Below are 10,887 nucleotides of genomic sequence, written 5' to 3' on the forward strand. Positions count from 1 at the left end.
CGATGTCGATGGCGTCCTTCGCGGCCGGCTCCCGCTTCATGTCGCTGATCGGCGGCACGCTGCTGTCGTTCTACGACTGGTACGCCGACCTGCCGGTCGCCTCGCCGCAGATGTTCGGCGACCAGACCGACGTGCCCGAGGCGGCGGACTGGTGGAACGCGGGCTACCTGGTGATGTGGGGCTCCAACATCCCCGTCACCCGCACGCCCGACGCGCACTTCCTGACCGAGACCCGCTACAACGGCACCAAGGTCGTCGCGGTCAGCCCCGACTACGCGGACAACGTGAAGTTCGCCGACGAGTGGATGGCGCCGCACCCGGGCACCGACGGGGCGCTGGCGATGGCCATGGGCCACGTGATCCTGCGCGAGTTCCTCGTCGACCGCGAGGTGCCGTACTTCCGCGACTACTTGCGGACCTACACCGACGCGCCGTTCCTGGTGGCGCTCCGGGAGGGCGAGCACGGGCTCGTCCCCGACGGGTTCCTGACGGCGGCCGACCTCGGCCGTGACGAGGAGCACGCGGACGCCAAGACGGTGCTGATGGACCGGACCACCGGCGAGGCGGTGGTCCCGGGCGGCTCGCTCGGCTTCCGGTGGGGGGAAGCCGGGCGAGGCCGCTGGAACCTTGAACTTGGCGACGTGGTCCCCGAGTTGAGCCTGATGGAGACGGCGGAGGACACGGTCCGGGTGGCGCTGCCCCGCTTCGACGAGGGCGCCACCGAGGGCGGTTCGGTGATGGTGCGCGGCGTGCCGGTCAAGCGCGTGGGCGGCCGGCTGGTCACCACCGTGTTCGACCTGATGCTCGCCCAGTACGGCGTGGCCCGGCCGGGTCTGCCGGGCGTGTGGCCGCTGGCGTACGACGACGCGTCCCAGCCGTACACCCCGGCCTGGCAGGAGACCATCACGTCGGTGCCGGCCGAGCAGGCGGCCCGGATCGCCCGGGAGTTCGCCCGCAACGCCGAGCGCACGAACGGCCGGTCGATGATCGCGATGGGCGCGGGTACCAACCACTGGTTCCACTCCGACACGATCTACCGGGCCTTCCTGGCGCTGACCACGATGACCGGCTGCCAGGGCGTCAACGGCGGCGGCTGGGCGCACTACGTGGGCCAGGAGAAGGTCCGTCCGCTCACCGGCTTCCAGCACCTGGCGTTCGCCTTCGACTGGCAGCGCCCGACCCGGCACATGACGGGCACCTCCTACTGGTACCTGAACACCGACCAGTGGCGTTACGAGGCGTTCGGTCCGGACGAGCTGGCCTCGCCGCTGGGCGAGGGCCGCTTCAAGGGCAAGGCGTTCGCGGACTGTCTGGCGCAGGCGGTGCGCCTGGGCTGGACGCCCGGCCACCCCGGCTTCAACCGCAACCCGCTGGACCTGGCCGACGAGGCCGCGGCCGAGGGGCGCGGCGTCGCCGAGCACGTCGTGGACGAACTGAAATCCGGGCGGCTGCGGTTCGCCGCGGAGGACCCGGACGACCCGGCCAACTTCCCGCGCGTGCTGACCGTGTGGCGGGCGAACCTGCTGGGCTCCTCCGGCAAGGGCAACGAGTACTTCCTGCGCCATCTGCTGGGCACGGACGCGGCGGTGCGCTCCGCCGAGTCCCCCGAGGACGAGCGGCCCGAGGAGGTGGTGTGGCGCGAGGAGGCGCCCGAGGGCAAGCTCGACCTGATGGTCACCATGGACTTCCGGATGACCTCCACCGCCCTGCTGGCCGACGTGGTCCTGCCGGCCGCGACCTGGTACGAGAAGGACGACCTGTCCAGCACGGACATGCACCCCTTCGTGCACGCCTTCACCCCGGCCATCGCGCCGCCCTGGCAGGCCCGTACCGACTACGACACCTTCCTCGGCATCGCCGACCGGTTCAGCGAGCTGGCCGCCGAGCACCTGGGCACCCGTACCGACGTCCTGGCCGTGCCGCTCGCGCACGACACCCCGGACGAACTCGCCCAGCCCGGCGGGGTGGTACGGGACTGGAAGAAGGGCGAGTGCGAGCCGGTGCCGGGCCGCACGATGCCGAAGCTGGTCGTGGTGGAGCGCGACTACGCGGCCGTGGCGCAGAAGATCCGCGCGATCGGCCCGCTGCTGGACTCGCTCGGCACCACCACCAAGGGCGTCACCGTCCACCCGGACCGGGAGATCGAGGAGCTGCGGCACCGGAACGGCACGGTGCGCGACGGAGCCGGCGCGGGCCGGCCGGCGCTGGCCACCGCGAGCGACATGTGCGAGGCGATCCTCGCGCTGTCCGGCACCACCAACGGCCGCCTGGCGACCGAGGGTTTCCGGGAGCTGGAGCGGCAGACCGGCAGCGAGGGCCTGGTGGAGCTGTCCGCCGAGCGCGAGGCCGAGCGGATCACGTTCGCCGACACCCGCACCCAGCCGCGCGCGGTGATGACCTCCTACGAGTGGTCGGGTTCGGAGACCGGCGGCCGCCGCTACTCCCCCTTCGTCATCAACGTCGAGCACAAGAAGCCCTGGCACACCCTCACCGGCCGCCAGCACTTCTTCGTCCAGCACGACTGGATGAGCGAGCTGGGCGAGCAACTGCCCGTCTACCGGCCGCCGCTGAACGCGATCCGGCACTACGGCGACGAGCACCTGGGCGAGGACGGCCGCGCCGAGGTCACGGTGCGCTACCTGACCCCGCACTCGAAGTGGTCCATCCACTCCAACTACCAGGACAACAAGTACATGCTCGACCTGTCCCGCGGCGGGCCGGTGATCTGGATGTCCGACGCGGACGCGGAGAAGATCGGCGTGCGCGACAACGAGTGGATCGAGGCGTACAACCGCAACGGCGTCGTGGCCGCCCGTGCGGTGGTCACCCACCGGATGCCCGAGGGCACGGTGTACATGTACCACGCCCAGGACCGCAACGTGAACGTGCCGAAGACCGAGATCACCGGCAAGCGCGGCGGCATGCACAACTCGCTGACCCGGCTGCTGCTCAAGCCCACCCATCTGGCCGGCGGCTACGCCCAGTTCACCTACGCCTTCAACTACTACGGCCCCACCGGCAACCAGCGTGACGAGGTCACCGTCATACGCCGCCGCAGCCAGCAAGTGGAGTACTGATATGCGCGTCATGGCTCAGATCGCCATGGTGATGAACCTGGACAAGTGCATCGGGTGCCACACCTGCTCGGTCACCTGCAAGCAGACCTGGACCAACCGGACCGGCGTGGAGTACGCCTGGTTCAACAACGTGGAGACCAAGCCGGGCGTCGGCTACCCGCGGCGCTACGAGGACCAGGAGAAGTGGAAGGGCGGCTGGACGCTGGACCGCAAGGGCCGGCTGGTGCTGCGCTCCGGCGGCCGGGTCAAGCGGCTGCTGTCGCTGTTCTCCAACCCGGACCTGCCGTCCATCGAGGACTACTACGAGCCGGTCACCTACGACTACGACAACCTGGTCAGCGCCCCGGCCGGACCCGACATGCCGGTCGCCCGCCCCCGCTCGGTCCTCACCGGCGAGCCCACCTCCATCACGTGGGGCGCCAACTGGGAGGACGGCCTCGGCGGTGCGTCCGAGCACGCGGGCGGCGACCCGAACCTGAGCGGCGAGTGGGCCGAGAAGGTCAAGTTCGAGTTCGAGCAGACCTTCATGTTCCACCTGCCGAGGCTGTGCGAGCACTGCCTCAACCCGGCCTGTGTGTCGGCCTGTCCGTCGGGCGCGATGTACAAGCGGGAGGAGGACGGCATCGTCCTGGTCGACCAGGACCGCTGCCGCGGCTGGCGGATGTGCGTGACGGCGTGCCCGTACAAGAAGGTGTACGTCAACCACGCCACCGGCAAGGCCGAGAAGTGCACGTTCTGCTTCCCGCGCATCGAGGCGGGGCAGCCCACGGTCTGCTCCGAGACGTGCGTGGGCCGGCTGCGCTACCTCGGGCTGCTGCTGTACGACGCCGACCGGGTGGGCGAGGCGGCGGCGACCCCGAACGAGCAGGACCTGCTGGACGCCCAGCGGGGCGTGTTCCTCGACCCGTTCGACCCCGAGGTGATCGCCGCGGCGCGCGAGTCGGGCATCCCGGAGGACTGGCTGGACGCGGCCCGCCGCTCGCCGGTGTACGCGCTGGTGTCGAAGTACAAGGTGGCGCTTCCGCTGCACCCGGAGTACCGCACGCTGCCGATGGTCTGGTACGTGCCGCCGCTCTCCCCCGTCCTGGACGCGGTGACCTCGGCGGGCGGCAACCAGGACGACCCGGACCACGTGTTCGCGGCGGTGACCCGGCTGCGGATCCCGCTGGAGTACCTGGCGGAGCTGTTCACCGCCGGGGACACCGACGTGGTCGGCGGGGTGCTGATGAAGCTGACCGCGCTGCGCTCCTTCATGCGGGAGCGGACGCTCGGCGAGGCCGGTGACGAGAGCGCGCTGAAGGCCGTGGGGCTGACCGCGCGCGAGGCGGAGGACCTGCACCGGCTGCTGGCGGTCGCCAAGTACAACGACCGGTACGTGGTGCCGGCCGCCCACAAGGAGGACGCGGCCGCGCTCACCGCCATGGAGAACCGCTGCCCGGTGGAGTCCTCCGGGGAGCCCGCCGAGCGCAAGGTGATGCTGGGCATCCCGACCCTGCGCCGCCGCGATCCCGACGCCCCCGCCGGAGGCCACGCGTGAGCCCGCTGCCCGCATCCGTGCCCGCCATCGTCCGCACCCGGCTGCGGGCGGCCGCGCGCCGCCCGTCCCGGCTCACCCCCGAGGAGATCCTGGACCGCGCGCTGGTGCTGCGGCTGCTGTCGCTGCTGCTGCAGTACCCGGACGCCGAACTCGCCGCCGCGCGGCCCACCGTGGTCGCCACCGTCGAAGCCCTGCCGCCGTCCCCGGCGGCCACCGAACTGGCCGCGTTCACCGACTGGTTCACCGAGCAGGAGCCCGAGGCGCTGGAGCGGCACTACGTCGAGATGTTCGACCTGCGCCGCAAGAGCAGCCTCTACCTCACCTACTACCTGCACGGCGACACCCGCCGCCGGGGCATGGCGCTGCTCACCCTGGCCCAGCGCTACCGGGCCGCGGGCTGGGAGACCGGCGGCGGCGAGCTGCCCGACCACCTGCCGGTGGTGCTGGAGTTCGCCGCCCTGTCCGGACCGGGCTCGGGCGAGGCGCCGCTGCGCCAGCACCGGCGCGGTCTGGAGCTGATCCACCACGCGCTGGGCGACGCGGACTCGCCCTACCGGCACCTGCTGGCCGCGCTGATCGGCCTGATGCCGCCGGCCACCGAGGCCGACCTCGCCGCCGTGGCCGAGCTGGCCGCCGAGGGACCGCCCAACGAGGACGTGGGCCTGGACCCGTACGCGGGCGGCTCCTTCGCCCCGCCCGGCACCTTCGTCCCGCCCGAGCAGGCCCCGCCCACCCTCGTGCCGCCCTTCCCGTCGTCCACGGATGGTCCTCGATGAACGCTTCAGGTACCGACCTCCTGCTGTGGGTCGCCTTCCCCTACATCTGCCTGGCCGTGTTCGCCGTAGGGCACGTCTGGCGCTACCGGCAGGACCAGTTCGGCTGGACCTCGCGCACCAGCCAGTTGCTCGAGCACCGCTGGCTGCGCTGGGGCAGCCCGCTGTTCCACCTCGGGGCGTTCATGGTGATCGCCGGGCACGTGGTCGGACTCGCGGTCCCGGCCTCCTGGACGGAGGCGGTGGGCGTCAGCGAGCACACGTACCACACCACCGCCGTGTGGGCGGGCTCGGTCGCGGGCGTCGCCATGGTCACCGGGCTCGGCATGCTGTGCGCCCGACGGCTGCTGACCCGGCGGATCAGGCTCGGCACCGACCGCAGCGACAAGGTGCTGTTCCCGCTGCTGTCGGCCACCGTGCTGCTCGGCATCTCGGCGACGGCCGCGCACAACGTCTTCGGCGGGGGCTACGACTACCGGGAGACCGTCTCGGTGTGGTTCCGCGGGGTGTTCACCCTCCAGCCGCAGCCGGAGGCGATCTCCGGCGCGCCGCTGCTGTTCCAGCTGCACGCCCTGAGCGCCTGCCTGCTCTTCGCGTTCTGGCCGTTCTCCCGGCTGGTGCACGTGTGGAGCGCCCCGATCGGCTACCTCGCCCGCCCCTACGTGGTCTACCGCCACCGGGCGGCCGCCAAGTCCCCCGTGGTGCGCGGCGCGTCGGCCCGCGAGGCGCGGACCCGGCGCGCCGCATGACGACGCCCGCGACGGGGGAGGCGGGCCGGCGGATCGGCTGGCTCATGACGCTGGCCGGCGTGGTCGGCTGGCTCGCCTCCTTCCAGCTCACCGTGGACGACTGGCGGCTGCTCAGGGACCCGTCCTACCAGCCGCCGTGCAACATCAGCCCGATCGTCAGCTGCGGCAGCGTGATGTCCAGCCCCGAGGGCAGCCTGTTCGGGTTCCCCAACATGCTGCTGGGCCTCGGGGCCTTCGCCGCGGTCGCCGTCCTCGGCGTCGCCGTGCTCACCGGGGCCCGGCTGGGCCGGCTGATGTGGCTGGCGCTGAACGCGGGCGCCCTCGTCGGTGTGGTGTTCGTGCACTGGCTGATCCAGCAGTCCCTCTTCGGCCTGGGCCGCCTGTGCCCGTACTGCGTGGTCGTCTGGATCGTCACCATCGCGCTGTTCTGGTACGTCACCCTGCGCAACCTCCGGCGGGGTGTCATCCCCGTGCCGCCGGCCGGGCGCGCCATGCTCTCCCTGGTCCTGGAGACGCACTGGCTGCTCCTGGCCGCCTGGTACGGGGTGATCGCCATGCTGGTGCTCACCCGTTTCTGGTCGTACTGGAGCAGCCTGCTGTGAGCGGGCCGGTGGTCCCGCGGGGCGGGGACGTTCGGCCCATACCGGGCCGGAAGTCGAAAGTTAGGCTTGCCTAAGCAGGTCCGGCGGGCAGGGACAGGAAGCGCGCCGGCGGGAAGCGAGGCACGCGCCATGGCGACCATCGGCCACTCCGGACCCCTCCGCCCCTCCCCCACTCCGCCCGGCGACGGGCCCTCACCCGTCCTGCCCGGCGACGGTTCGTCTCCCGTCCTGCCCGGCGACGGACTGGACGCCGCCCGCATGCCCGGCCACCGGCTGCTCGCCCGGCTCGGCAAGCGGGTGCTGCGGCCGGGCGGCGTCGAGCTGACCCGGTGGATGCTGGACGCCCTGCGTGTCGGGCCCGGGGACCGGGTGGTCGAACTGGCCGGCGGACTCGGGGCCACCGCCCGCCTCACGCTCGCGCGCGGTCCCGCCGCCTACACCGCCGTCGACCGCGACCCCGCCGCCGTGGCGGCGCTCAGCATCCTCACCGCGCCCGGCCGCGGCCGTGTACGCGCGGTCAGGGCCGACGCCGCCCGCACCGGGCTGCCGGACGGCACGGCCACCGTGGTCTACGGCGAGGCGATGCTGTCGATGCACTCCGAGCCCGCCAAACGCCGTGTCGTCGCCGAGGCGCGCCGGCTGCTCGCGGACTCCTCCGGCCGCTACGCCCTGCACGAACTGTGCCTGCTGCCCGACGGCCTGGACCCGGCGCTCGCCGAACGGATCGGCACCGACCTCGCGGGCGTGCTGCGCGTCGGCGCCCGGCCGCTCACCCCGTCCGGCTGGTCCGGCCTGCTCGCCGCCGAGGGCTTCACCGTGACCGCCCGGCGCATCGCGCCGATGGCGCTGCTCGAACCCCGTCGGCTCGTCGCCGACGAGGGGCTCACCGGCGCCCTGCGCATCGCCGGCCGGGCCCTGCGGGATCCGGCGGCGCTGCGCAGGGTGCTGCGGATGCGCCGCGTCTTCTGCCGCCACCGGGCCCACCTGGGCGCGATCGCACTCGTCGCCCGTCCCGCACCGACCCGTCCGTGAACCGAGACCGAGGAGAACTCCCATGCCCGCCACCGTGATCCACGACCTCGCCGCCGAACTGCCCGTCTCCGAGGACGGCACGCTCAGCCATGTGCTGTACCGCGACGACCGGCTGCGCGTGGTCGGCTTCGCCTTCGACGAGGGCGAGGAGCTGACCGAGCACACCTCGGCGCTGCCCGTCGTCATCCAGGTGATCGAGGGCCGGCTCGAACTGGTCCTCGGCGAGGAGAAGACGGAGGCCCGGCCGGGAACCTGGATCCACCTGCCGGCCAGGCTGCCGCACACCGTGCGGGCCACCGAGCCCAGTGTGATGCTGCTGACCATGCTGCCGGCACCCCGGTCCGAGGAGGGCTGATCCGCCCTGCCTTCCGCACGCGCGGGGCCCCCGGCAGCCGGACGGTGCTGCCCGGGGGCCCCGGTACGCGCCCGAGGGCGCCCGGAGGTCAGCCCTCCGCGTGGGCCAGCCACAGGTCGGGGCCGAACACCTCGTAGCGGATGCGGCGGGCGGGCACACCGGCCTTGAGGAGCTGGGTGCGCACGGCGCGCATGAAGGGCAGCGAGCCGCACAGGTACACGTCGGCGTCGGCGGGGAGTTCGAGTCCCTCGGTCTCCATCAGGCCCTCGCGGGCGCCGGGTTCGGCGGCGGTGTCCTGCTCGTACCAGAACTGGGCCCGTGCGTCGGGCAGTTCGTCCACCAGGCGGCGCGTGTCGGCGCGCAGGGCGTGGTCGGCGGGGCTGCGGTCGGCGTGCAGGACCCACACCTCGCGGCCGGAGCCGGTCGCGGCCAGGTGCTCGAGCATGCCGGCCATGGGGGTGCAGCCGATGCCGGCGGAGACCAGCAGCAGCGGCGCCTCGGAGTCGTCGAGGACCACGTCGCCGAACGGGGCGGACAGGGTGAGTTCGTCACCGGCGCGCACGGTGCGGTGCAGCTGGTTGGAGACCTCGCCCTCGGGAGCCCTGTCCGCGCCGGGGACGCGCTTGACGGTGATGCGGCGCAGCTGGTCGTCCGGGCCGCCGGAGAGGCTGTACTGGCGCAGCTGGTGGACGCCGTCGGGCATCAGGACACGGACGCTGACGTACTGTCCGGCGCGGGCGGGCGGCACCGGCTCGCCGTCGGCCGGGCGCAGCAGGAAGGAGACCACGTCGGCGGTGTCCTCGCGGCGCTCCACGACGGTCCACTGCCGCCAGGGGCGGCGCGGGTCGACACCGGCGTCCTGGTAGAGGCGGGCCTCACGGGCTATCAGCGCGCCCGCCATCAGCCAGTACACCTCGTCCCAGGCGCCGGCCACCTCGGGGGTGACCGCGTCGCCGAGGACGTCGCCGATGGCGCGGAAGAGGTACTTGTGGACGATCGTGTACTGGTCCTCGGTGACGCCGAGCGCGGCGTGTTTGTGCGCGATCCGGGACAGCAGCGCGTCGGGGCGGGCGTCGGGGTCGGCGAGGAGGGCCTGGGCGAAGGCGGCGATGGAGCCGGCCAGGGCCCTGCGCTGCTCGCCGCTGGCCTGGTTGCCGCGGTTGAACAAGCCGTCGAGCAGCTCCGGCTGTTCGCTGAACATCGTGCCGTAGAAGCGAGTCGTGATCTCGTCGAGGGCTCCGCCCACGGCGGGCAGGGTGGCGCGGACGACGGCGGCGGACTCGGGCGAAAGCATGGGTCTCCTTCAGGAGGACGGGCGTCGGGGGGTGCGGCTCACGCATCGCAGCCACCATTCGTCTATCAGCCGGTACGGCCCTCGAGGGGCCCTGACCGGTTGATCGAGGCCGAACGGCGGCGCAGGTCAGGACGGTCGGGTCCGGGGGCTCGGGCGGACCGGGGCCGTACGGCCCTACCGGCCTGCCCGGCCGTCACACCTCGCGTACCCGCTGGGTGATCTCCAGTACCTCCGTGACGGGGCGGCGCGGGGTGGCCGGACCGGAGGGGCCGTGACCCAGGCGCAGCACCATCTGGACGTCGCCCCGGCCCGAGACGGGGTCGCGCGCCAGCATGCGCAGATCGCCGCGCTCCAGCGGGTGGGAGGTCAGGGAGGTGGCGAGGCCGGCGGCGGTGGCCCGGAGCAGGACGCGCTCAAGGGCCTGCCCGGCGAGCAGCCAGTCGGCGGGCGTGTCGCCGTGGGTGCTCAGCAGTGCGAGGTGGGGGTGCTGTTCGAAGGCGGCGCCGCCGCGGCCGGCCACCGGGCGGCGCCCGGCGAAGTCGCGCATGGCGGACCGGCCGTCGCGCGGGCGCGGCCCGAAGGCGTACTCCGGTACGCCGTCGACGGCCGTGCCGGCGTCCGGGCCGCGCCGGGTCCAGCGCGCCAGGTCCTCCGCGGCGGCCGCGTCGAGGGCGTCCCGGCTCTCCGCGTCCCGGACCAGCTCGAGGACGGCCTCGGTGTGCCAGGTGCCGGCGAAGAGCAGCTCGGCGCCCTCACGCGCGGCCTCGGCCGCGAGCGCGGCCCGCACGTCCTCGGGCACGTCCCGTTCCTCGAAGGGGTGCCGGCTGGTGTGCCGCCGGGCGATGGCGGGGTACAGCGCCCGCAGGTCGTCCGTGTCGTCCGTGTCGTGCGGTGCGGCGGCGGCCGGGGTGAGGTGGACCGAGGCCAGGAGCTGTGGATCGGCCGGGTCGGGCAGGAGACGTACAGCGCAGGTCAGGCCCGCGTGGGCGGCGGCGACGCGCAGGTTGAACAGGGCGGCGCCGCAGCCGATGTGGAGGGCGCGGTCGCCGGGATCGGTGCGGTGCATGGCGCGGGAGAGGTCGGCGTACAGCTCCAGGGTGTGCGCGTCGGACAGGTAGCGGAACCGCCATGGCTGCGCGTTGTGCATCGAGGGGGCGGCCGTGGCGTCGGCGACCAGTGCGGTCACCGTCCTCGTGTCGAGCTGTCGTACGGACATCTCAGCCTCCTGGGACCGGCAGTGCGCCGGTGCCGGGCCGGCGCCTCCTCCGTACCGCCAGTCAACCGCCCCGCGTTGGCTCGCGCATGAGCCGACCGGCCCGCGGTCAAGGTGCCAATGGGCCCGTTGTGGGCGTTCCCGCGTGTGTTTCCGGTCTCAGCGTTCCGTGTTCGCCACGGGTGCGTGCCAGGTCAGCCGGGTGCCGCCGCCCTTGGGCGTGGCCCATTCCATGTCACCGCCCAGCTTGCGGGC

The 10,887-nt window shown here is 73.2% G+C and carries 9 protein-coding genes; 7 read left to right on the forward strand and 2 right to left on the reverse strand.

Translation table 11 applies throughout. From position 1 onward, the window contains the following. From IE249_RS31475 to IE249_RS31505, 7 genes are all read left to right on the forward strand, one after another. A partial coding sequence (locus IE249_RS31475; RefSeq protein ID WP_229859659.1) for a nitrate reductase subunit alpha occupies nt 1-3,077 on the forward strand: 3,077 nt, incomplete at its 5' end. 1 nt (nt 3,078) lies between these two features. Next, complete coding sequence (gene narH, locus IE249_RS31480; protein ID WP_189710307.1) at nt 3,079-4,614, forward strand: nitrate reductase subunit beta; 1,536 nt, start codon at nt 3,079-3,081, stop codon at nt 4,612-4,614. After that, on the forward strand, nt 4,611-5,390 hold the full coding sequence (narJ, locus tag IE249_RS31485; protein WP_189710309.1) for a nitrate reductase molybdenum cofactor assembly chaperone: 780 nt from the start codon (nt 4,611-4,613) through the stop codon (nt 5,388-5,390). Before narH ends, narJ begins: the two co-directional genes overlap by 4 nt. After that, the gene (narI, locus tag IE249_RS31490; RefSeq protein WP_189710311.1) at nt 5,387-6,136 is read left to right on the forward strand and encodes a respiratory nitrate reductase subunit gamma; all 750 of its coding nucleotides are present in this window, start codon (nt 5,387-5,389) and stop codon (nt 6,134-6,136) included. The genes narJ and narI overlap by 4 nt, the downstream gene beginning before the upstream one ends. Next, nucleotides 6,133-6,738 (forward strand): vitamin K epoxide reductase family protein, encoded by a 606-nt coding sequence (locus tag IE249_RS31495; protein WP_229859661.1) that lies wholly within the window; start codon nt 6,133-6,135, stop codon nt 6,736-6,738. Before narI ends, IE249_RS31495 begins: the two co-directional genes overlap by 4 nt. Nucleotides 6,739-6,867: 129 nt before the next feature. Continuing rightward, on the forward strand, nt 6,868-7,770 hold the full coding sequence (locus IE249_RS31500; protein ID WP_189710313.1) for a class I SAM-dependent methyltransferase: 903 nt from the start codon (nt 6,868-6,870) through the stop codon (nt 7,768-7,770). Nucleotides 7,771-7,792: 22 nt separating this feature from the next. Beyond that, nucleotides 7,793-8,125: a cupin domain-containing protein gene (locus IE249_RS31505; protein ID WP_189710315.1), complete on the forward strand. Its 333-nt coding sequence runs from the start codon at nt 7,793-7,795 to the stop codon at nt 8,123-8,125. Between the two features lie 88 nt (nt 8,126-8,213). Here IE249_RS31505 and IE249_RS31510 read toward each other — a convergent pair whose 3' ends face one another. Continuing rightward, on the reverse strand, nt 8,214-9,419 hold the full coding sequence (locus tag IE249_RS31510) for a globin domain-containing protein (RefSeq protein ID WP_189710317.1): 1,206 nt from the start codon (nt 9,417-9,419) through the stop codon (nt 8,214-8,216). 193 nt (nt 9,420-9,612) lie between these two features. After that, nucleotides 9,613-10,635, reverse strand: a complete 1,023-nt coding sequence (locus IE249_RS31515) for an Acg family FMN-binding oxidoreductase (protein WP_189710319.1) — start codon at nt 10,633-10,635, stop codon at nt 9,613-9,615. Nucleotides 10,636-10,887: the final 252 nt, after the last annotated feature.

Source organism: Streptomyces anandii JCM 4720 (genome assembly GCF_014650655.1).
Lineage (GTDB): Bacteria > Actinomycetota > Actinomycetes > Streptomycetales > Streptomycetaceae > Streptomyces > Streptomyces anandii.